The following is a 22,846-nucleotide window of genomic DNA, read 5'->3' as shown; positions in this document are numbered from 1 at the left end:
GGTATAGGCCCTTTAACAGAGGTGGTAAAGGGGCGGCTGTAACAAAACTGAGCATTAAAAAAACCTTTACCCAAAATGGGCAAAGGTCTCGCTAACAACTGTGTTGCCAACAAAGCCGGGACTTAAGTCCGGGAATGACGACTTTGCTGTACAGCTACTCCCCTTTGAATTTTTACATAATCAGTATATCAAGGTTGAGGACAATCTTCAAGATTTCCCAAAACACTTTTGGGCTTTTTTAGTTGTTTGCCCTTAACCTTCAATCCGCTCAAGGAGATATTCCCATCTCAGGCCCAGCTAATATATCTGGTATGGCGGACTACCGTTTCAAGGAAGCCACCATTTTCCCGTATCAGGAGGAAGCTGGGTGATCCTCCGATTTTCGATTCTTAGTATCCTCAGGTTTTATGGTTTCAGATAGTTCATACTTATAACCGCTGATCATGGATGAGACAGTACCATCATCATCCAGGATATCCTGACGAAAGACCATATAGAGATGGCCAAGGAGAAAGGCGGCATAACCCCAAGCAAAAAGATGATGGATCATTCGGACTTGATTTTCGCTGCCCATGGCTGGGATCAGCCAGGAAAAAAGGCCAAGGACCCCGTCCGGCGGAGTTGCAGTAGCCCTCATGGCAAAACCGGTCAGAATCATGACCAAGCTGGCAATCCAAATGAAGACAAGATACATCAATTGGGCCATAGAGTTATGCCCGACATGGGTCGTATGTTCACGGGTTAAAAAGAGGTAGTATTTTAGGGTAGCTATAGCATCCCGCCAGAACTCTTTGCGCCAAAACCGCAGCTTTGAGTATTCATTGCCGACTATAAACCAGTACAAGCGAAAAAGAAGATTGGCTGTAAAAATATAGGCAGTAACACCATGCCAATAACGACTATTGCCCATGACAAAATTACCGACCGCTTCTCCGGGAGCTACTAGAATGGGATTGCCGATATATAGCCCGGTGACAAATAAAATCACTATGGAGACGGCATTAATCCAGTGAAAGAGTCTGACAGGCAATTGCCACACATAGATGGGAGCGCGAAGTTTTGAGGGACTCCCATAAGGTTGATAGTTTTTGGATTCAGCCATGGGGCACACATCCTTTTGTCTAGAGAACTTTTACTTTTGCTAATTTTTCTCCTGTGGGAGAGATGAGATGAGTTGCGCAAGCTAAACAGGGATCAAAGGAGTGGATGGTTCGAAGCAGTTCCAGAGGCTGATCTTGAACCGCCATAGGAGTATCCAGGAGCGAGGCTTCGTAAGGACCTTTAACTCCCTTTTCATCCCGGGGAGCAGCGTTCCAAGTAGTAGGAACCACTGCCTGATAGCTTTCCACTTTGCCATCATGGATTTTGATCCAGTGAGCCAAGGCACCACGGGGTGCTTCGGCAAAACCAACCCCTTGAGCGGTGGTCGGCCAACGACTGGGATCCCATTTCTCCGGATTGAAAGTCTGACTGTCTCCCGCTTTTATATTAGCAATCAAATCTGAGTAAAATCCGGCTAAATGGTCCACGGAAAGTTTAGCTTCCAGAGCCCTTGCCAAGGTTCTGCCCAGGGTAGAAAACAGGGCATTAACAGGCAGATCTAATCGCCGTAGAGCATCATCGACCAAACCTTTGATGGGCTTATTACCGCGGGCATACCCTACGACAAAACGGGCAAGGGGTCCTACCTCCATGGGATTTCCTTTCCAATGAGGAGTTTTGATCCAGCTGTATTTTTTATTCTCATCGAGATTATGGTAGGGAGGTCTTGGCCCGTCATAGACTGGGGCAGTTTTACCCTGCCAAGGATGCAATCCGGCCTTGGGATCGTCGTATTGGTACCAGGAGTGGCTGACGAACTCTTTGATGTGTTCGGGATCCTTCAGATCCACGTCATAGACTTTGCTCAGATCGCGGTTTAAGACGGCACCATTAGGGAAAAGGAAGGAGTCAGGCTCCCGAATATCTGTCATAGGGACACCCCCGTAACAGAGGAAATTTCCGATCCCGCCCCCCCATAAGTCCCCTTTGTAGAAGCCGGCAATAGCAAAGAGGTCGGGAAGGAGGACTTTATCCACGAAGATTTGGGCCTCATCGATTTTTGATTTGACGAGATTTAAGCGCTCCATATTGATGACATGGACATCGTTCAGGTTAATGGTGGAAGGATGGCCCCCTACACAATAATTGGGATGAGGGTTTTTTCCGCCAAAGATGGTGTGAATTTTGACAATTTCTTTTTGCCAATTAAGGGCCTCGATATAATGAGCTACTGCCAGCAAATTGGCTTCAGGAGGGAGACGATAAGCGGGATGCCCCCAATAGGCATTGGCGAAAATCCCTAACTGTCCGCTTTCAACAAGTCTCTTAACCTTATTTTGTACATCACGGAAGTAACCCTCCGAAGAGTTGGGCCAATCCGATAGGGACATGGCCAGTTCGCTGGTTGCCTTGGGATCGGCCTTCAGAGCGCTTAGAACATCGACCCAGTCAAAACCATGCAAATGGTAGAAATGAACCACATGATCATGAACCATTTGGGTAAGGGTCATGATATTGCGGATAATGTTGGCATTCTTAGGAATTCTATAGTCAAGAGCATCTTCAACAGCACGGACTGAAGCGATGGAATGAATATGGGTACATACTCCGCAGATTCTTTGGACAAAAGACCAGACATCTCTGGGATCTCGATTCTCAACGATTTTTTCAATTCCTCGAAATATGGTTCCCGAACTTAAGGCTTCAGTGATTTTGGTGCCTTCAACTACAGCTTCAATTCTCAAATGCCCTTCCACCCGGGTTAACGGATCAACAACAATTCGTGTAGCCATAGACTTCAAACCTCTCCTTATTTTTCCTGCTTCTGCCTTTTCTCACCGGTTTTTGTGACGATGGTCGCTGCGGCATGAGCCATCACTCCGATCCCCGCAGCTCCTAAGGCAGCCATCCCCACCTCGTCGGGATTTCTACCGATAGCATTATTGGGGATATCGGCCAGATGGGTATAAAAGGGTGTGCTGGTATCGTACCAGTTGTTTTCGGAACAAGCCATGCAAGGATGACCTGATTTGACAGGGAAGCTAACCCCTCCATTCCACTCGATAACAGCGCAGGCGTTGTAAGCTACGGGCCCTTTACAACCTATCTTGTAGAGGCACCAACCCTTTTTAGCTCCTTCATCATCAAACTGCTCGACGAATTGGCCGGCATCAAAGAAAGCGCGCCGGGTACATCCGTCATGAACCCGTTTGGAATAAAAAGCTTTGAGACGGCCCTGGCTGGTTAGTTCAGGAATTTCACCAAAGGTTATATAATGCACGATAGTTCCGGTGATGACTTCAGCGATGGGTGGGCAGCCGGGTACATCGATCACCGGTTTGTTTTTGACAATACGGCGGATGGGGACGGCTTCTGTAGGATTGGGGTAAGCCCCTTGAATACAGGCGTTGGTGGCACAGGAACCATAAGCAATGACTGCGGCTGCTCCATCGGCACATTCCTTGAGAAGGTCATTGGCGGTCATTCCCCCAATGGTACAATAGATTCCACCGTCTCCTAAGGTGGCGCTGCCCTCGACGACCAATACATATTTTCCATAATAGTCCTGCATGGCTTTAAGTCGGGCAGACTCAGCCTGTATTCCTGCAGCAGCTTGGATAACTTCCATATAATCCAGGGATATCATATTGAATATGAGATCGGAAATCAGCGGATGAGCACTGCGCAGAAAGGACTCGCTGCAACAAGTGCATTCCTGTAGATTTAAATAGATTACCGGAACGCGGGGTTTTGTTTCGAGAGCTTTGACTATTTTAGGGACAGATGAAGAGTCAAGTCCCAACATAGCAGCGGTCATCGTACAGAACTTTAAGAAGTCACGACGCGAAATGCCTTTGCGGCGGGCCCAGCTATAATAGGTATCTTTGTCCACGGTTATCCCTCCCTGACTCTGGAATTCAAGATATTGTTTTGCAAAAAGTGGAAAACTATACATGGTTGTATGTCCCTTGGTAAAGACCCTAAGGGAAATGAATGTGTTCAATAATGGTTTTTCCGGTAATACTAAGAAAAAGCTAACACAGTAGGGGTGAAGGGATGAGTCTTTTAATAAAAAACGGTTTGGTCTGGCTTCATGAGCAGGAGGATTTTATTAAGGCTGATATTTTCATCGAGAATAATAAAATTAAAGAGATCGGACAGGTAATCGAAGGGGAAAAGGGGGTCCCGTTTATTGATGTGCAAGAGGGTTATATTCTGCCAGGATTAATTGATTGTCATACACATCTGGGGATCATTGAGGAAGCAACAGGAAAAATCGGTGTGGACAATAATGAAATATCTGATCCCATCACCCCGAATCTTAGAGCAATCGATGCAGTCAATCCCATGGATATTGCCTTTAAGGATGCGGTTCGCAATGGAATTACCACAGTTATGTCCGGACCGGGAAGCGATAATCCGGTAGGGGGCTTAAGTATGGCCTTTAAAACCTCAGGGCGAATCATCGATCATATGATAATCAAGAATCCGGTAGGTTTAAAAGTCGCCCTGGGAGAAAACCCGCTCACCACCTATGGCCAAGATAAAAAATCACCGGTAACCCGGATGGGTACGGCATCTCTGATTCGTGAGTTATTCATGCGAACTCAGGATTATATGATCTTGAAAAAGGCGAATAAAGTGAATCAACGTGACGTCAAGCTGGAGGCTGTGATTCCGGTTTTAATGGGAGAAATCCCCTTGCGAGCCCATGCCCACCGAGCCGATGATATTATAACTGCCGTTCGCATCGCTAAAGAATTTAATATCGAAAAATTGGTTATCGAACATGGAACAGAGGCGGATCTTATTGCCGACTATTTGTTTGAAAAGAAGGTAGCGGTAGCTTTTGGTCCCATGCTGACTCCGCGCATAAAAATGGAACTCCGCAATAGAAATTATGCCTCAGCCCTTAAATTAGTGGGCTCAGGGCTAAAAGTCGCCTTAATCACAGATCATCCCTACAACTCCATCGATCAATTGAGGACCATAGCTATCTTGGCTGTAACAGAAGGACTTTCTCCAAAAGATGCATTAAAATGTCTTACGGTCAGTCCAGCCGAGATTCTGGGATGTGATGATCGCATTGGCAGAATCTCTAAAGGGTATGATGCCGATCTGGTCGTCTATGACCAAGAGCCGTTGAATATTAATGCCAAGGTTCAGCAGACGATCATTAACGGAAAGATTGTCTATTCTAAAAATAAATAAATGGATCCAACAGATAACGCCCCTAATGACCCGTAAGCGTAGCTTTACGCACAAGAGCGAAGGATTTTCACTGTGTATAAGGCAGCTAAGGTTCTGCTTCGCGTCACTCACCATAAGCCAAGCTTTCTTTAAGCGGAAGAGCGGCCGGGTTAACGAAGCTTTCTTAACGTAGCGCAGCCACCGGTTCACATCAGGTACTACCCGAAGGTTTGGCGCAGCTGTTAAGAAAGCGAGTTGACCAGCTCTGGAGCTATTAAGGGAGCGGTGTGCGTAAAGCTACCCGACCCGGACAACAACTTTCCTTCATTAATAATTAAATAACTTTCAGCCGAAAGATTTGGACTCATCCAATCGAGGAAAGCACAGTTCTTAATAATTCTCATAATATAAAAGTGAAATACTGAGGAATGCGGAGCAAACCGGAAGAGAGTTCATCTCATTCCAGATTTGGAGCAGATAAGAGGGTTTTACCGGGATAAAGTTAACTTTTTTATTGACAAGCGGCCACATTGTGCTACAATTGTTTTCGATAGGAATTTGGGTCACCGAACTGCTTTGTTCGGCTCGGATTCCTTCCATTTTGCTTTTGTAAAGGGGGCAAAGATGACAAAATGAGCAATTCTCTGGGACGTCATGTGTTGGCTGAAATCTATGGTTGCAGTTTCGAGATTCTCAATAGCCGCGAAGAAGTCGAAGCAATCATGGTCAACGCAGCCCTGGAAGCAGGCGCAGAAGTACGTGAAGTGGTATTTCATAAGTTCAGTCCGCAAGGTGTGAGTGGTGTGGTAGTCATTTCCGAATCCCATTTAGCCATTCATACATGGCCAGAACTTGGTTATGCAGCAGTAGACGTATTCACATGCGGGGATCAGGTCAATCCCTGGGATGCCTGTAATTATTTGACCGAGCAATTTAAAGCAGGTCATATGACAGCTACGGAAATGAAACGTGGACTCGTAGAAGATCCAAAAGAAGCGGTAAATCTTTAGGAGGGATATTTATTTTATTCCAGACTGAGAGAAGGCTGGCATAATAGACCTTGTGACGGGAGAGTTACAAGGTCTATTGTTTTGAATTATGGAATGTCAATATTTTCTAAGTAATTGTAGGATTATTTATATGAACTTGTAAAAAATAATGTTATTGATCGTAGGAACTGTACTAGGGGCAGGATTTTGATGTAAAGCCTCGAATATTACTTAGATTAGCCTCAAATATTAAGGAGAGATTGCCTTGTTGCTACTGACCGAACACTTCAAGGAGGAGCTTGAAGAAATAAAAAGAACCCTTAGACGTGAAATCAAGCTCAAGGCTGCAGAATTTGACGAACTTGTAGAATTGAATTTTGGTGAACTTGAGAATAACGCCTGCCCTCTTATTGTCCTTTCCGTGAGCCAGACCTTTGGAGGTGCTACACGTTCAGCTATTGGTCTAGCCACAATCTTTCAATACATATTTATGGCTGACCAGGTTCATCGCCTGATGAAGGATGATCCGGATTTAGAAGAAAGCAAACGACAATTTCCGGTACTTGTGGGGGATTTTTTGTATGGGAAATTTTTTCTAAATTTATGTAAGGAAAAAATGCTTCATTTCTTGGCACCTCTGGCTAAAATTATCGAAAGTATGAACCAAGGAGCAATAATTCGTTGGTTATCAAAGGATAAAAGAGTGAGTGAAGGCGAATACATAAAGACAATTGAGATGGAAAGAGCATCGCTAACAGGTCTTGCTGCACGGCTGGGGGCAGAACTGGCCGGCTGTTCGGTGAAGGTGCAGGAGCAATGTGAGACCATAGGATGGAATTTGGGGATTGCCTGGGCCGCATCTCAAGAACGAATTGAGGGTAAGGTGGTTGACTCTGCTCTGACTGAGGCTAGAACTATTCTCCGAGAGCTTCCTAATCTTAAAAACCACTCTTTAAATCAATTAATCGATTATATTGAAAGCAATGTGCAGGTTCAAACGCTGGAGCTGAACTATAGATAACAAAGCAGGGTTGTCTTTGTCATCAAAGTAATTCCATGCTAAAATTGAAGAGAACTTAGAAGTTGCAATCAATATAAAAATGCGCGCTGAATAAAAGTAGAAGGATTATGGGAAGGATGTGTGGGGATGCGCAGGCGGAAACGTGTTGACGAAAATATGCCGCTCATGGAGCATATTAGCGCATTACGCAAAGTTTTCTTATTTGCAGCATACGGAATCATTTTAGGTACGGTTGTCGGATGGATATACAGCGATCAGGTTTACGCATTCCTTGCCAATCCAGTGATTCAACTGGGCATAGAATTAATTACAACAACCCCCATGGAACCCATCATGGTTAAACTGAAAGTATCCATTGTAGTAGGGGTAGTCATTGCTTTGCCAATAATTATCTGGCAGATTTGGAGTTTTATTCTCCCAGCTTTAAAGCAAAATGAAAAGAAATACCTTTATATGATTGTACCTAGCTCGGTTATCTTGATGTTAGGCGGTATAGCTTTTGCTTTTTTCTTTGTAATTCCTATCGGGCTTAAATTCCTGCTTTTCACTGGCCAAGCTGTTGTAGCTTCAACTACCCTAGTGACAAAAGCTTCGTATTTATCCTTTATTATACGTTTTCTTTTAAGCTTTGGTTTGATTTTTCAACTCCCTGTTATCTTGCTGCTTTTGATTCGTATTGGCATCCTCTCCCCAGATAGCCTGGCTAGAAAAAGGAAGTATGCCTTCTTTGGAATTGTAGTGGTGACGATGCTCATTTCGCCAACGCCTGAGCTGGTGACTCAAGGTCTAATGGTTTTGCCTACATATATGCTGTATGAGGCCAGTATTTGGCTCGGTTATATTGTCGCCAGGAAACGAGAGAAGGCGCTGGAAGGATAGGGGGGTAAGAGATGAGTTTTAATGAACTTATTATATTAATGGTTATCGCCTTGGTATTATTCGGCCCAGAAGACCTTCCTGATGTGGCTCGTGCCATTGGAAAAGTCGTTTTTGAGGTTAAGAAAATTGCCGGAGATATGACAAAAGAATTTCAGGATGCTGTCAATACTCCCAGCAATGTCCTGAAGAAGACCTTAGATGATACGCTGAAGACGACCACACCTAAAAAAAGCAGCCAGGAAGAAAAAAAGGCAGCAGCAACGACGTCTTCGACGGTTGCAGCAGCTACACCTGAAGCTGAAAATCCGGCGATAGATGAGAAAGCGACACCCAATCAAGACGATGAAGAACTATTAACCTATGATGATGAGGATCCTCTTGCGGAACTCCCACAAGATATGGTGTCCTACGATAAATAGGGTGTAAGCAGGTGAACCAAGATTGAAACAACTGTGGCTTTTTAACCAAATCAATTCTGATTTGCAGAAGGTTGAAAAAGAACTTCATGCCTATATAAAAACAGATTTCCCCGTACTGGATCAGTCGGCTGTTCAACTATTGGAAGCCGGAGGGAAGCGGTTACGCCCGGCTTTTACCCTTTTAGCAGGAAAATTTTATGGCTATCCCATTAATAAACTCCTTCCTGTGGCTATGGCTTTAGAATTGATTCACATGGCGACTCTGGTTCATGATGATGTGGTGGATGCTTCAATGACACGTCGGGGACGGCCAACAGTTAAGGCAAAATGGGGAAATGTGGTTTCTATCGCTACTGGAGATTATCTATTAGCCAAAGCTTTGGAATTACTTGCTCAGATTAACCATCCTGAAGTATCAAGAATCCTTGCTGAAGTCAGTGTTGAAATGAGCCAGGGGGAAATTCAACAGATTAAAGCCTCCAATGATGTCAACCAGAACTTAAAACAATACTATTATCGTATTAAGCGCAAAACAGCCATGCTTATTTCCGCTAGCTGTAAACTGGGGGCCTTGGTGTCCTCCGCACCACGGAGAGAAGTTTGGGCTCTGGGGGCCTATGGACACGCCTTGGGTATGGCTTTTCAAATTGTCGATGATGTCTTGGATGTTACTGCTGAAGCCTCCGAACTGGGGAAACCCATCGGGGGAGATATTCGTCAAGGAATTATGACCTTACCGTTGATCCTTGCTCTGCATCAATCCAAGGATAGGGATCGGTTGCATGAATTGCTTTCCAAGCCTGAGAAGACTGAAGAAGAAGTCAGAGAGGCCATTAAATTGATTAAGGATTCCGGAGCAATTGATGACTCCATGCATTATGTGGACTTATATATAAGCAAAGCCAATTCTTATCTTCAAGAGCTTCCTAATGTACCTACCCGAAAGGCTCTCGTGGATCTGGCTTATTTTATAAAAGAACGTAAATTTTAGAGTCTAATATAGGCAAAATTTATTGCACTTGCACCTAATTTACTCAAATCATAATTAAGATCGAAAGAAGTTAGTTTGGAGCTAATGAATTTCGGTCTTTTTGTATGTATATTGGAACTTCGGGCATATCTGCTAAGGTCCCGTGCCTGGGGACAGAAGGCTTCTTTATGTAAGATAATGAAATTAATGGGTAGGCAATTATGAATTTTTAGTGAAATAATGATCAGAATGCAGAAATTACCGAAAGCTAATACTTTGCAATAAATAATTTCTATGGTATTCTTTATTACGAAGACAAGAAGCAAGTAGACCTTTATGAACTAATAAATAGATATTATATGTCGAGGCTTCTTGTGTGAAAAAATGGGTAAGTACTAGAGGGAATTAGAGAAAGGGGTTGTTCCATGTGTCAAAGCTCGATGTAAAACTAACACGTCGTACGGCTTTAAAAATCGGGGCTTTAACCGCGGCTGCTGTCGCTGTTGGTGTTCCGATGGGAAGCTTAAAAGAAACGAGTGTTAAAGCCGCAGGGACGGAGTCGGGTGAATCCAAGCAATTAGGGTTTAAGTATGATCAAACGAAATGTATTAATTGTAAGTTGTGTGCCAAAGCATGTAAAGAAACGAACAATTGGGAGCCGGGTGCTGAATGGCGGAAAGTGTATGTAGCTGAGCCGGCAAGCAATAAGGTATATCTCTCGATGAGTTGTAACCACTGTGCCGATCCGGCCTGTATGACGGTATGCCCTGTAAAAGCGTACACAAAACGGGATAAAGACGGTATCGTCGCTCATAATACGAAGAAATGTGTGGGCTGTGCTTATTGCCTCTATGCCTGTCCTTATCATGCACCGCAGTTTGTTAAGTCCGGTACCGGAGCAGTCACGAAATGCGGTTTTTGTGCTGAGATTCAGGACCAAGGGGGTAAACCTGCTTGTGTATCCTCATGTCCGACCGGTGCATTGACCTATGGGGATATTACAGAGCTGAGAAATACTCCCGGTGCTGTAGCTCCGGAAGTCAATGGTCTTCCATCAGCCAGTATCACTAATCCTTCATTAGTGATTATCCCGAAAGCTTAAGGAATAAGGAGGAGGAAAAAACATGGAGCTTCATTGGGGATGGTTAATCGTTATATATCTCTTTTTAGGTGGTTTAGGTGCCGGAGCATACCTCACTTCTTATGCTGCCGGGAGAGGTTGGTTGGGAAATTCACCTGCTTTGAAACGTGCAGGATACTTCATGGCTGCTCCCATCGTAGCCTTTGGTACATTGCTTTTAGTATTTGACTTGGGCCAAGGATTAAAGAAACCCTGGCTGCTCATTGGTCTTTTGAGGAACTTTTCCTCAGTCATGACCTGGGGTGTGTATATTCTTGCTCTCTTCATCTGTGTTGGGTTATTGGTTGCTTTCTTCGTTTGGAAGAAAAAAGAGATTCCCGGCGTTTTAGAACATGTTGGAGCACTCCTGGCTTTCTCAACTTGTGCTTACACAGGTTTGCTTGTTGCAGTGGTTGAGGCGATTCCTTTCTGGAATACCTATGTTATGCCGGTATTATTCGTTGTTTCTGCTTTTTCTACAGGTCTTTCCATTACTGTATTGGTCAGCAATATCATTGATAAAGGCGTACATTCCGATGAGTACAAGGTTTCCAAACTTCACTTCTATCTTGTCAGCATTGAAATTGTTCTTGTAGCCTTTATCTTTAGCATGGCTAATGCCGGTGGCGCAGTGAAAGCTGCTTCTGCCGCCAAAGCAATTTCCGGTGAGCTGGCTCTTTGGTTCTGGCTTTTCCTTGTGGTACTGGGACTGGTCGTGCCCCTTCTTATTTCGGCTTTTGCAGTCAAAAAGCTTGGTAGATCTGCTCATACCGGTCATGCTCTTCATGCGGCAGCGGGAAGCGGAAATACCGTAGCCTTAGAGCAAGGTCAAGGATTAGTCAATGTTCTCCTTCTCAGCGACGCTTTGGTTGTTCTGGGCGGATTTGTTCTTCGCTACGTGGTTATCTTTGCAGCCGTGCCCATTTGGAATGGCATTTTAATGTAGTTTAGAATCCGTAGATTAGGAGATAATAGGGAGGCAAAGCTCGGAGACGGATGTAGAGCTTTGCCTTCTTTTTTATAGGTATTCTTTAATATAATAAAAGGAGTTATTTTTTGTCACCTTTTGTACTTTTTGTAACTTGTTCGGGAATTCTTAATAAATTCTTTTTCAACCCTTAATAAACCCTTACCAAATCCTATGAAAACTCTAAAAGAATCGTGATTTTTCTGTGAAACAGACTTTCAACCTAGGATAACCTCAGAATATATAGTAAAATAATACATAAAATAAACCTTTGAATAATTCCAAAATCAATACTGGAGGGTATTATGAGCAATAGGTCTGATGGATTGATTGAAAAAATTTGGGACATTTTCAGCTCAATGAAAACTGGACTGGTATTACTCGGAGTCGTTGCTCTGGTCTCGGGCATTGGAACCCTTATACCACAGGAATCTCTCGATCCGGAGGGAGCGCGTGCTGTTGCTGAGATTTGGAGAACCTTAGGATTTACCAGGATTTATTCTTCACCTTGGTTTCAATTTTTATTGGGCCTACTCTGTATTAATCTTATTGTGTGTAGTGTACAGCGTTTTGGGGGAATCTATAAGTTAACATTTCATCCCAAGGCTCCCAAAGATAATTCAGGTATACCTCAGAAGATCAGTGCCAAACTATCTGGAGAGAATGAAGATGTTTTAAAGAAAAGAACTCAAGAAGTACTTAAGAAGAAAGGCTTTCGTATTACAGAGTCAGCTAACGAGGGGAAATGGAGCTTTACAGCACAAAAGCATCGTATGGGCAATTGGGGCTCCTTCATTACTCATATTTCTTTTGTGATCTTAATCATTGGAGCGCTAATTGGATCCATCTCCGGCTTTAAAGGCTATATGATGGCCGGTGAGGGAAGTGTGATTCCCATTCAAGAGATTGACATTTATAAAGGTCAAGTGAAAGAGAACTTTATGGTTAAGATTAACTCGGTGGAAGATAGAATACTCGCCAACGGAGAGAGGGATAACTGGTATACTGATCTCAGTATCATTGAATCAGGAACAGAAGTTCACCGCCAATCCATCTCTGTGAATCATCCCTTAACTTATAAAGGCATAACCTTTTATCAAACCAGCTATGCGCCGGGAGCTTTATTTACTGTGGAAATGGATGGAAAGACCTTCCCTGTGGCACTCCAGAATGGGGGCGGGTATTTTAATGCACCAGGAACCAATCTTTACCTTGTTCTTGCAGCCATGAAGGCGGGGCCTCAAGAATCCGTGATCCTTTACCAGGTTTTTGATGAGAACAAGCAGTTGGAAATGGGACAGCTCATTCCAGGAGAATCGGCGAATATCCAGGATGCCTATACGATAACCTTTGACAAAGCCACGGCATTCACAGGATTACAGGTTAAAGCGGATCCCGGAGTATGGGTTGTTTGGCTTGGGTGCGCTCTTTTAATGGTGGGATTGCTCTTATCCTTCTATTGGCGGCCTGTCCGTATAGCAGGCATTTTGGAGCCTGATCTTGATACTCAAAAGCCGTCCTTGGTTTTAGGAGCTTACACCGGAAAGCTTAACATGGGAGTAAAAGAGGAATTCGACCGTATTGCAGCTGAAATAAGGGAATAAATGATAATTTTAGGTAAAGGAGTCGATATCGTTGGGTGGATCCGTGGAAAATTGGGAAGTCATATTATTTTATATTATGGTTGGAGCTTACATAGGAAGTACCATTCTTTATTGGATCGGGATGGCCGCTAAAAAGGACTTTATCAACCATCTGGGTACATTTGCTGCCATCATCGGATTAATTGCTAATACCGGGGCGATCATTTTGCGCTGGGTGGTTACGCAAAGGCCGCCTTTAAGCAATGGTTATGAATTTATCCTTACCTTCTGTTGGGGAATTGTCATCATCTTTTTATTTGCAGAGTTCCGCTATAAGATTAAACCTCTGGGCAGTTTTGTCATGCCGGTACCCTTCTTATTGCTTATGTTTATCATCATGAAAATGGGTCCTTCAGAAAGAGTAGCGGGAGCTATTCCACCGGCCCTGAAAAGTCAGTGGTTAACCTTCCATGTGTTCACTGCTATGCTGGCCTATGGGGCCTTCGCCATATCTTTCGGTCTGGGATTAATGTACTTGCTCAAAACCAATGCCCATTCCAACGAAAAGGAAACCTGGCTCAACCGTTTCCCCCACGAAAATGTTCTGGATGAGCTGGCTTACAAAATGATTGGCTTTGCCTTCCCTATGTTGACCCTATGTATCGTTACCGGTGCTATTTGGGCTAACTATGCCTGGGGCACCTATTGGTCCTGGGACCCCAAAGAAACCTGGTCCCTCATCACTTGGATTATTTATGCAGCTTATCTCCATGCCCGGCTGATGTATGGGTGGAAGGGGAAACGGGCGGCTTGGATGGCCATCATTGGTTTTGCAGCCGTGTTGTTTACCTTCTTTGGAGTGAACTACTTGCTCCCAGGTTTGCATTCTTACGCCTAAAGAAGAGCTTGTTCATAAAAACACTTAATCGTCCCATAAAAAATTGATTCTTTTTTAGTTGGGGTTTTCGTTGTAAGATGTGATTAGAATTATTCGAGTTTTTTATCCTCACAGAGGATAAGGGTTATAAAAGGAAGCGGGGGCTGCAAGTGTCACATTATTACCCCATTTATGTTGAGATGCAGAATAAACCGGTTTTGGTTGTGGGCGGGGGAATGGTTGCTTGGCGAAAAGTGAAAACCCTGCTGGAGCATGGTGCTGTCGTTCGTATCGTATCACCTGAACTTCACCCGGAGCTACTGAAACTGGTGGATGATGTCCGATGTTTATGGAAGAAAAAAGAGTACTCTGCCGATGATTTACAGGATGAGGTGTTGGTATTTTCCTGTACCGAAATCGAGGAGGTTAACAGCGCTGTAGCCAGAAATGCCCGGGAATCTTTTCGCCTGATCAATGTGGTGGATGATCCGGAGAAATGTACTTTTATTGTCCCCTCACTATTAGAGCGTGGAGATTTAAGCATTGCTGTCTCTACGGGAGGGAGCAGCCCCATTGTAGCCCGCCAGATCCGGACCGAGCTGGAAGAGCACTACGGGGAGGCCTATAAAGATTATTTGACCTTACTGAGAAGCTGGCGTAAAGATGTGAAAGCCCAGTTGACAGCGGAGCAGAAGGAAACGTTTTGGAATCAGGTTACGGATGGAGAGGTCTTTGAGCTGATAAAAGACGGTCGGCTAGACGAGGCGAAGGGAGTAATGCAGAAGTGTTTCCAATCACTATTGGGTTGAACCACAAGACGGCTCCAGTAGAGATTCGTGAGAAAGTCAGCTTTCATCCTTCGGAGATTGATAAAGCCTTAATGGAATTGAATACTCTATCCGCCTTAAATGGGGTAGTGCTATTAAGTACCTGTAATCGTTTAGAGATTTATGCAGCCACTCCTGAGGTTGAATTGGGAGTCAGTGCGATTAAGAAATTTCTGGCGGGGCATGGGAAGCTTCAAGAAGAAGATATTAATCAATATCTTTATGTGCATACCCTTTATGATTCCGTACGGCATCTTTTTCGTGTCGTGTCCGGCTTGGATTCCATGGTTATGGGTGAGACCCAAATCTTGGGTCAGGTGGCGGATGCCTACGAAAAATCATCACAGCTTAATTTAAGCAATAAAATTATTCATGCTATTTTTCAAAATGCTTTGGCTGTAGGAAAGCGAGTCCGTTCCGAGACACAAATTGACCAGCATCCTACTTCGGTTTCCTACACAGCGGTGGAACTTGCCAGACAAACCTTTGGGGATGTGCGAGGCAAGAGTATTTTGATTTTAGGGGCAGGAGAGATGAGTGCTCTGACTGCAAAGCATCTGGTGGCCAGCGGAGCGGATGCCGTATTGGTTTCCAATCGTTCCTTGCAGCGTGCCCAAGCTTTAGCACAAGAGTTCTCAGGAAAAGCTATCCCTTATGAAGAATTGGACTCAGCCTTGGCAGAAGCAGATATTGTCATTTCGGCAACGGCCGCCACTCATTTTGTCATCCAACCGGAGCGCATGCGGCGGATTATGAAACAACGCAATAATCAATCCTTATTGCTTATTGATATCGCCGTACCCCGGGATATTCATCCCAATGTTGGAGAATTAGAAGGTGTTACTTTGTTTGACATTGACGATTTGCGAGGAGTAGTGGATGCCCATCAAAAAGCTCGGGAGGGTGCAGCCATACAGGCCGAAAAAACTCTCGAAGAAGAGATGGGGCGCTTCGTGAAGTGGCATAATTCCTTATTTGTGGTTCCCACCATTGTGGCTTTGCAGCGCCGTGGGGAAGAGATCCGCGAGATTATGCTGAAAAATACCTTGAATAAATTGGGTTCGATTGATGAGAAACAGGAGAAAATTATTCGGTCCATGGCTAACTCCATTGTGACTCATCTTTTGCATGCTCCTATTACCAACCTGAAGGAAGCAGCTAATACCAGTCAAGGCCATCTTTATTCGGAAATACTTCAAAATTTGTTTGATTTAGATGTTAATGAAATTTCGCCTCATGCAGGATGGAGTGTCCATCATGCAGCCAGTCATCATTCTAACCAAGGTTAAGGGGGAGCACATGCGAAGCATTAAAATAGGTACACGGGATAGTCAGTTGGCCCTTTGGCAAGCTGAATGGGTAAAAGGGAAACTGGAGGAGCATTACCCTGAAGGTGAGTTTGTCCTTGTCCCCATGAAAACGAAGGGGGATAAGATACTTGACGTTCCTCTTGCGAAAATCGGTGACAAGGGTCTTTTTACTAAAGAGTTAGAAGTGGGCCTTCTCAACGGGGAAATCGATTGTGCTGTTCATAGCCTCAAAGACCTTCCCACAGTCTTGCCTCAAGGATTGGAAATCGCCGCTTTTTGCGAGAGAGAAGAGCCGCGGGATGTTTTTCTAAGTAAAGACGGCACACCTTTAGCGGAATTACCTGCAGGTTCAGTCATCGGTACCAGCAGCTTAAGGCGTAAAGCTCAGTTACAGAATTATCGTTCGGATTTGGTTTTTGCGGACTTGCGCGGCAACCTTCAGACTCGTTGGCGGAAACTGCAGGAGTCCAATATGGCAGGAATTGTTCTGGCGGCGGCAGGGGTGAAACGCTTAGGATGGGAAGAACGGATCACAGAATATATCTCTGAAGAGATTATGCTCTCGGCAGTAGGCCAAGGAGCCATTGCTGTGGAAATTGCTTCTCATCGGGCTGAGGTTCGGGAAATGCTTGACCTGCTGAACCACCAAGATACAGAAAGAGCTGTCAAAGCAGAACGGACTCTCCTCTACCGGCTGGAAGGAGGCTGTCAGATTCCCATAGGGGCATGGGCTGTGACCGAGGGTCAACAGATTGTTCTGAAAGGAATGGTCGCTTCTTTGGACGGTCAACGCATCTTGAAGGTCTCTCTGTCGGGAGATAACCCTGAAGAGTTGGGCAGGAAAGCTGCCGATAAGCTTATTGCTCAAGGAGCGATAGAGATCCTTCAGGAGATTCGCACAACCTTCGATAATACGCAACATCAAGGATAGGAGTGTTCTGATTTGGACAAAGGATATGTATATTTGGTCGGTGCTGGGCCCGGAGATCCGAAACTCATTACTGTGAAGGGGGCGGAGTGCATCGCCAAGGCTGATGTGCTTATCTACGACCGCCTGGCTTCACGCCGGCTTTTGACCTTAGCCCGTCCTGATTGCGAGCTTATTTATGTAGGGAAATCCCCCGATCGACATACACTGCGCCAAGAGGAAATCAATGCTCTCCTGGTCCAGAAGGGTTTGGAAGGAAAAATAGTTACTCGTTTAAAAGGGGGAGACCCTTTTGTTTTTGGGCGCGGTGGAGAGGAAGCAGAGGATCTTCTTAAGGCAGGGATTCCCTTTGAGGTTGTTCCCGGTGTTACTTCGGCGATTTCTGTACCTGCCTATGCTGGTATTCCTGTGACTCATCGGGATTTAACCTCTTCCTTTGCCGTCATAACCGGTCATGAAGACCCCACTAAAAACAGTTCGGCTTTGGCCTGGGAACATTTAGCTACTGCTCACGGGACATTAATCTTTTTGATGGGTATGGAAAACCTGTCCTTGATCTCCTCCAAACTCATAGAAAATGGCCGTTCGCCTTCTACTCCCGTAGGAATTATCCAATGGGGGACCCGGCCGGAACAACGGGTGCTTGTAGGTGAACTACATAATATTGCTCAATTGGTAAAGGAAGAAGGCTTCACCAATCCCTCCATCATTATCGTGGGAGAGGTTGTTCAACTGAGGGAGAAGCTGCAATGGTTCGAAAAGAGACCCCTCTTCGGTCAGAGGGTTATTGTGACCAGAGCAAGGCATCAAGCCAGTGCCTTATCTCAAGGCATTGAGGATCTGGGCGGAGAGCCTTGGGAGTTTCCTGCGATCGAAATCGTTCCTCCCAGTGATCCCAATCGGTTGATTCACGCCATCAAGAATCTGAAACGGTTTGAATGGCTCATCTTTACCAGTGTCAATGGAGTAGAAGAATTCTTCAAAGTTCTCATGGAGCAAGGAAGGGACATTCGTGACTTGGCCGGTATGGACGTCGTCGCTATCGGTCCGGCTACCAGAGATGCTTTGGAAAAGCGATGTCTGAAGGTTTCCTTTGTTCCTGAAGAATATAGAGCGGAAAAAATAATCGAAGGTTTGGCCAGCCGGGTTCTGCCCGGTCAAAGTGTGCTCTTGGCCCGGGCCGAGGAAGCCCGGGATATTCTGCCCGAATCCCTGAAAGCTTTAGGGGCGGACATCTGGGATGTTCCTACCTACCGCACGGTTTTGGGGAACGCCAATAAGGAAGAACTCCTAAAACTTTTAGAAGAGAAGGCAGTAGCGGCTGTTACCTTTACCAGTTCTTCAACAGTGCGCAATTTCTTGCAATTAATTGATGGCAAGCAAAGCCTTTTAGAGGGGGTTAAACTCTATTCTATCGGTCCCATTACCAGCAAAACAGCTCAAGAGTGCGGGCTGAGCATTTACCGGGAAGCGAAGCAGTATACCATTAAGGGGCTTCTTGAGACACTGGCAGGGGGGAACAAGGAATGATCAGTTTAACGAAATTGCTTTTTAATACAGAATACTTTGGAGACTCTCTGCGCTACAGCAAAGGGTCAAAAGGGTCCATGCACGGAACCACTTCCGGGTCAGGGCCGGTGGTGGTATGGAACTCGACACGAACCTGCAATTTGAAATGTGCCCATTGTTATATGGAATCCGATGCCCAGAAATATCAAGGAGAATTGACTACAGAAGAGGCCAAGCGCTTTATTGATGATTTAGCCGATTTTAAAGTGCCGGTACTGCTTTTCTCAGGAGGAGAGCCATTAATTCGTCCAGACTTTTTTGAGCTGGCTGAATACGCCGCCGCCAAGGGGATTCGCCCCACCCTCTCCACCAATGGAACCTTGATCACAAGAGAAGTGGCTCAACGCATAAAAAACATTGGGGTGGGCTATGTAGGAATATCTTTAGATGGTTTACGGGAAGTCAATGATAAATTCCGCGGCAAGGAGGGGGCTTTTCAAGCCGCTATGGAGGGCATTCAGAACTGTGTTGCCGTGGGGCAGCGAGTAGGACTCCGTTTTACTATTAATAGTCATAACTATGCGGAGCTGGATAAGATCTTTGATTTTATTGAAGAAGAAAATATCGATCGGGTTTGCTTCTATCACTTGGTCTATTCCGGACGGGGCAACCAAATGATTGCAGAGGATGTCACACCTGAGCAGTCCAGGCAGGCCATGGAAACCATCATCCGGCGTACCATAGATTTTGAAGAACGGGGACTCCAAAAGGAGATTTTAACGGTGGATAATCACTGTGATGGAGTCTATCTTTACCTGCGTACCTTAAAGGAGGATCCTGAGAAGGCACAAAAGATCAAGGAACTGATCAGCATGAATGGAGGGAATCGCTCCGGGATTGCCTTCGGGGAAGTGGATCCCTTGGGATATGTGCATCCGGATCAATTTACCCAACATATCACTTTCGGCAATGTGCGGGAACGAAAATTTGGGGATATATGGACGGACCAGACCCACCCTATCCTGGCGGGGTTAAAGGATCGTAAGCCTCTTCTCAAAGGCCGTTGTGCCCGGTGTCAATACTTGAATAACTGTAATGGCAATTTCCGCACTCGTGCGGAAGCCGTCACCGGAGATTTCTGGGAATCCGACCCAGCCTGCTACTTAACCGATGAGGAGATCGGAATAGTATAAGGAAATGGAGGAGGAATGTACAATGCAACTCATCAGACGTCCCCGAAGATTAAGAAGCAGTGAAACCATACGCAAGATGGTCCGGGAGCATCATGTCCGGGTTGAGGATCTGATCTATCCCATGTTTGTTATGTTTGGGGAGAAGAAAAAGATCCCCGTTTCCTCTATGCCTGGAGTTTATAACTACTCTTTGGATGAGTATGTCGTGGCCTTAAAGGATGTAGTGGAGGCTGGAATTCCTGCAGTTTTACTCTTTGGACTACCTGAGTCCAAGGATGAAATAGGAACCGGTGCCTATGACCGCCACGGCATTGTCCAGGAAGCGGTACGCTTGACGAAAAAACATTATCCGGATCTTTATGTGATTACCGACGTCTGCCTCTGTGAATACACGGACCATGGACATTGCGGAGTCATTCAGGATGGGCAGGTTCTCAATGATCCTACCCTGAAATTGCTGGCTCAGACGGCGGTTTCCCACGCTGAAGCCGGAGCGGATATGGTGGCACCCTCAGATATGATGGATGGCCGGGTAGGGGCGATCCGGGAAGCTTTGGATGAAGCAGGCTATACTCAACTTCCAATTATGTCCTATGCGGCTAAATTCGCCTCTGCTTTCTATGGACCCTTTCGTGAGGCTGCCGGTTCGACCCCCCAATTCGGGGACCGTCGCACTTATCAGATGGACCCTGCCAATGGCAATGAAGCCATGCTTGAGACCGACCTTGATATCCAGGAGGGGGCTGATATGCTTATCATCAAGCCTGCTCTGGCCTATGGGGATATCACGTATCGGACCAAGGAGCAATTCGGGCTGCCCATAGCCGCTTATAATGTCAGTGGCGAGTACGCCATGGTCAAAGCGGCTGCAGAAAAGGGCTGGATTGATGAAAAACGGGTGGTCATGGAGAGCCTGGTCAGCATGAAACGAGCCGGAGCGGATCTCATTATTACTTACCACGCCTTAGATGCAGCACGCTGGATAAAGGAGGAACAATCATGATTGTATCTTGGAATACCACTAATGCCTGCAATATGTATTGTGATCATTGCTACCGTGATGCCGGCTGCAAGGCTGAAGAAGAGCTGAGCACTGCCGAAGCCAAGACACTCCTTGAACAGATTGCTAAGGCCGGATTTAAAATTATGATTTTTAGCGGCGGAGAGCCTCTCCTGCGCCCGGATATCGTGGAATTGGTAGCTCATGCCACCTCCTTGGGCTTGCGCCCGGTTTTCGGAACCAATGGGACTCTGATTACTGTGGATATGGCTCGCCGCTTGAAAGAAGCAGGGGCCATGGGGATGGGAATTTCCTTGGATTCCCTGCATATTGAAAAGCATAATCAGTTTCGCAAGTATCCCAGAGCCTGGGAAGAGGCAGTGCAGGGCATGCGTAATTGCCGGGAAGTGGGACTTCCTTTTCAGATTCATACCACAGTCATGGATTGGAATCGGGATGAGCTGGAAGCCATTACGGATTTTGCTGTAGCTGAGGGGGCGGTAGCCCATCATTTCTTTTTCCTGGTTCCCACTGGGCGGGCTGTATCCATTGAAGAAGAGTCCCTGCGGGCTGAGGAATATGAAGATGCCCTGACCCGTATCATGAAAAAGCAGCAAGAGGTTGATATAGAGCTTAAGCCGACCTGCGCTCCGCAGTTTATGCGGATTGCCAAGCAGATGGGTGTTAAGACCCGTTTCGGACGGGGATGCCTGGCCGGTACCTCCTACTGCATTATCAGTCCAAAGGGGCAGGTACAGCCTTGTGCCTACCTCAATATCCCCTTAGGGGATGTCCGGGAGACACCCTTTGATGAGCTTTGGAAGACTCACCCAGTTCTGAACGAATTGCGTACTTTGGATTATAAAGGGGGCTGCGGTATCTGCGGTTATAAAACCATCTGCGGCGGCTGCCGGGCCCGGGCTGCTTATTATGAAGAAGGAGATTTTATGGCAGAGGAGCCCTGGTGCCTTTATCACGGGCGTAAGGGGGGAAAATAAATGGATGCTCTTGACCGGGCTCTGCTGAATATTGTTCAAACGGATTTTCCCATTACATCACGTCCCTACGAGACTTTAGCCGGCCTTACCGGAAGCACAGAGGATGAAGCCTGGGAAAGAATACAATCCTTTCGCCAAGAGGGAATTATCCGGCGCTTAGGTGGAGTCTTTGATTCCCATCGTTTGGGATATAAAAGTACCTTGTGCGCGGCTAAAGTGCCCGAGGATAAGATTCAGATTCTAGCCGATCTGCTTATGGATATTCCCGGAGTGACTCATAATTATTTGCGTAATCATGATTATAATATTTGGTTTACCCTTATCGCCACTTCCCAGAAGGAAGTGGAAAAGGTTCTAACCACCATCAAAGGGATCATTGGCACGGAAGAGGTGTATTCTCTGCCGGCTCTCCGTCTATTTAAAATCAGTGTGGATTTTGACTTTAGTCCGGAAGATCAGGAAGAGGATAGCCGCAATTTAGAAGAATATGAGTGTTCATCAGCTAATCCACGGGGTTCTCAAAAGTTAGAACCCTACCCGGTGGATGAAGCTGATAAATTAATCATACGGGAACTGCAGGGGAATATCCCTGAGTCCTTAACTCCCTATGCAGAGATTGCCGAAAAGCTGGCTTGGCAGGAGGAGCGGGTTCTTAAACAGACTCAGCATCTGGTTAACAACCAGGTGATTAGGCGTTTTGGAGCTGTTCTCCGTCATCAAAAAGCCGGATTTACCGCCAATGCCATGGGGGTTTGGCAGGTCCCCGAGGAAAAAGCCGAATCACTCGGCAAAATTATGGCATCCTTCCGAGAAGTGAGTCATTGTTATCAAAGACCTACCCTCAAAGATTGGCCATATAATCTCTTTACCATGATCCATGCCCGTTCCCAGGAGGAATGCGGTGAGGTGATGGCCAAGATCGCTCAAGCAACGGGAATCAAAGACTATGCCATGCTCTTTAGTATTAAAGAGTTAAAAAAGAGCAGTATGCAATACTATATGGAAGAAGACGATTAGGAGGGTT

21 protein-coding genes are annotated in these 22,846 nt (G+C 45.6%); 18 read left to right on the top strand and 3 right to left on the bottom strand.

Translation table 11 applies throughout. From position 1 onward, the window contains the following. Window positions 1-352: 352 nt before the first annotated feature. The 3 genes from cybH to DESPCE1_RS0114100 are packed head-to-tail and all read right to left on the bottom strand — an operon-like array spanning window position 353 to window position 3,934. On the bottom strand, window positions 353-1,102 hold the full coding sequence (gene cybH, locus DESPCE1_RS0114110; protein ID WP_014794601.1) for a Ni/Fe-hydrogenase, b-type cytochrome subunit: 750 nt from the start codon (window positions 1,100-1,102) through the stop codon (window positions 353-355). Between the two features lie 19 nt (window positions 1,103-1,121). Next, window positions 1,122-2,834, bottom strand: a complete 1,713-nt coding sequence (locus tag DESPCE1_RS0114105; RefSeq protein WP_019850866.1) for a nickel-dependent hydrogenase large subunit — start codon at window positions 2,832-2,834, stop codon at window positions 1,122-1,124. A gap of 17 nt (window positions 2,835-2,851) precedes the next feature. After that, window positions 2,852-3,934 (bottom strand): hydrogenase small subunit, encoded by a 1,083-nt coding sequence (locus DESPCE1_RS0114100; RefSeq protein ID WP_019850865.1) that lies wholly within the window; start codon window positions 3,932-3,934, stop codon window positions 2,852-2,854. A 164-nt stretch (window positions 3,935-4,098) separates the two neighbouring features. Here DESPCE1_RS0114100 and DESPCE1_RS0114095 point away from each other — a divergent pair, with 164 nt between their 5' ends. The 18 genes from DESPCE1_RS0114095 (at window position 4,099) to DESPCE1_RS0114010 (ending at window position 22,839) form a co-directional block, all read left to right on the top strand. Then, a complete protein-coding gene (locus tag DESPCE1_RS0114095; RefSeq protein WP_019850864.1) occupies window positions 4,099-5,253 on the top strand; it encodes an amidohydrolase in 1,155 nt (384 codons plus the stop codon). Between the two features lie 611 nt (window positions 5,254-5,864). Next, on the top strand, window positions 5,865-6,242 hold the full coding sequence (gene speD / locus DESPCE1_RS0114090; RefSeq protein WP_014794597.1) for an adenosylmethionine decarboxylase: 378 nt from the start codon (window positions 5,865-5,867) through the stop codon (window positions 6,240-6,242). A 244-nt stretch (window positions 6,243-6,486) separates the two neighbouring features. Continuing rightward, entirely contained in the window at window positions 6,487-7,242 is a 756-nt protein-coding gene (locus DESPCE1_RS0114085; protein ID WP_014794596.1) for a polyprenyl synthetase family protein, read from the top strand. A 126-nt stretch (window positions 7,243-7,368) separates the two neighbouring features. Further along, window positions 7,369-8,121 carry a twin-arginine translocase subunit TatC gene (gene tatC, locus DESPCE1_RS0114080; RefSeq protein ID WP_014794595.1) on the top strand — a complete coding sequence of 251 codons (753 nt, stop codon included), beginning with the start codon at window positions 7,369-7,371 and terminating at the stop codon, window positions 8,119-8,121. 11 nt (window positions 8,122-8,132) lie between these two features. Beyond that, window positions 8,133-8,540, top strand: a complete 408-nt coding sequence (locus DESPCE1_RS0114075; protein ID WP_014794594.1) for a twin-arginine translocase TatA/TatE family subunit — start codon at window positions 8,133-8,135, stop codon at window positions 8,538-8,540. Window positions 8,541-8,562: 22 nt separating this feature from the next. Further along, the gene (locus tag DESPCE1_RS0114070) at window positions 8,563-9,531 is read left to right on the top strand and encodes a polyprenyl synthetase family protein (RefSeq protein WP_014794593.1); all 969 of its coding nucleotides are present in this window, start codon (window positions 8,563-8,565) and stop codon (window positions 9,529-9,531) included. 406 nt (window positions 9,532-9,937) lie between these two features. After that, window positions 9,938-10,612 (top strand): 4Fe-4S dicluster domain-containing protein, encoded by a 675-nt coding sequence (locus DESPCE1_RS0114065; RefSeq protein WP_019850863.1) that lies wholly within the window; start codon window positions 9,938-9,940, stop codon window positions 10,610-10,612. Window positions 10,613-10,634: 22 nt separating this feature from the next. Next, the gene (nrfD, locus tag DESPCE1_RS0114060; RefSeq protein WP_014794591.1) at window positions 10,635-11,576 is read left to right on the top strand and encodes an NrfD/PsrC family molybdoenzyme membrane anchor subunit; all 942 of its coding nucleotides are present in this window, start codon (window positions 10,635-10,637) and stop codon (window positions 11,574-11,576) included. A gap of 326 nt (window positions 11,577-11,902) precedes the next feature. After that, a complete protein-coding gene (locus DESPCE1_RS0114055; protein WP_014794590.1) occupies window positions 11,903-13,201 on the top strand; it encodes a cytochrome c biogenesis protein ResB in 1,299 nt (432 codons plus the stop codon). Window positions 13,202-13,232: 31 nt separating this feature from the next. Continuing rightward, window positions 13,233-14,078 (top strand): c-type cytochrome biogenesis protein CcsB, encoded by an 846-nt coding sequence (gene ccsB / locus DESPCE1_RS0114050; protein ID WP_014794589.1) that lies wholly within the window; start codon window positions 13,233-13,235, stop codon window positions 14,076-14,078. A 149-nt stretch (window positions 14,079-14,227) separates the two neighbouring features. Continuing rightward, window positions 14,228-14,866, top strand: a complete 639-nt coding sequence (locus DESPCE1_RS0114045) for a bifunctional precorrin-2 dehydrogenase/sirohydrochlorin ferrochelatase (RefSeq protein WP_014794588.1) — start codon at window positions 14,228-14,230, stop codon at window positions 14,864-14,866. Then, window positions 14,842-16,173, top strand: coding sequence for a glutamyl-tRNA reductase (gene hemA, locus DESPCE1_RS0114040; protein ID WP_019850862.1), 1,332 nt, complete (start codon window positions 14,842-14,844; stop codon window positions 16,171-16,173). The genes DESPCE1_RS0114045 and hemA overlap by 25 nt, the downstream gene beginning before the upstream one ends. A gap of 10 nt (window positions 16,174-16,183) precedes the next feature. Continuing rightward, on the top strand, window positions 16,184-17,125 hold the full coding sequence (hemC, locus tag DESPCE1_RS0114035) for a hydroxymethylbilane synthase (RefSeq protein ID WP_028305581.1): 942 nt from the start codon (window positions 16,184-16,186) through the stop codon (window positions 17,123-17,125). A 12-nt stretch (window positions 17,126-17,137) separates the two neighbouring features. Then, window positions 17,138-18,652, top strand: coding sequence for a uroporphyrinogen-III C-methyltransferase (gene cobA, locus DESPCE1_RS0114030; RefSeq protein ID WP_019850860.1), 1,515 nt, complete (start codon window positions 17,138-17,140; stop codon window positions 18,650-18,652). Continuing rightward, complete coding sequence (nirJ1, locus tag DESPCE1_RS0114025) at window positions 18,649-19,824, top strand: putative heme d1 biosynthesis radical SAM protein NirJ1 (protein ID WP_014794584.1); 1,176 nt, start codon at window positions 18,649-18,651, stop codon at window positions 19,822-19,824. The genes cobA and nirJ1 overlap by 4 nt, the downstream gene beginning before the upstream one ends. A 22-nt stretch (window positions 19,825-19,846) precedes the next feature. Continuing rightward, window positions 19,847-20,827, top strand: coding sequence for a porphobilinogen synthase (gene hemB / locus DESPCE1_RS0114020; protein WP_014794583.1), 981 nt, complete (start codon window positions 19,847-19,849; stop codon window positions 20,825-20,827). After that, on the top strand, window positions 20,824-21,822 hold the full coding sequence (nirJ2, locus tag DESPCE1_RS0114015; RefSeq protein ID WP_014794582.1) for a putative heme d1 biosynthesis radical SAM protein NirJ2: 999 nt from the start codon (window positions 20,824-20,826) through the stop codon (window positions 21,820-21,822). The genes hemB and nirJ2 overlap by 4 nt, the downstream gene beginning before the upstream one ends. Next, entirely contained in the window at window positions 21,823-22,839 is a 1,017-nt protein-coding gene (locus DESPCE1_RS0114010; RefSeq protein ID WP_014794581.1) for an AsnC family transcriptional regulator, read from the top strand. The last annotated feature ends 7 nt before the right edge of the window (window positions 22,840-22,846 follow it).

This window comes from Desulfitobacterium sp. PCE1 (assembly GCF_000384015.1).
Taxonomy (GTDB): Bacteria; Bacillota; Desulfitobacteriia; order Desulfitobacteriales; family Desulfitobacteriaceae; genus Desulfitobacterium; species Desulfitobacterium dehalogenans.
This window is presented reverse-complemented; position numbering and strand designations above follow the sequence as displayed.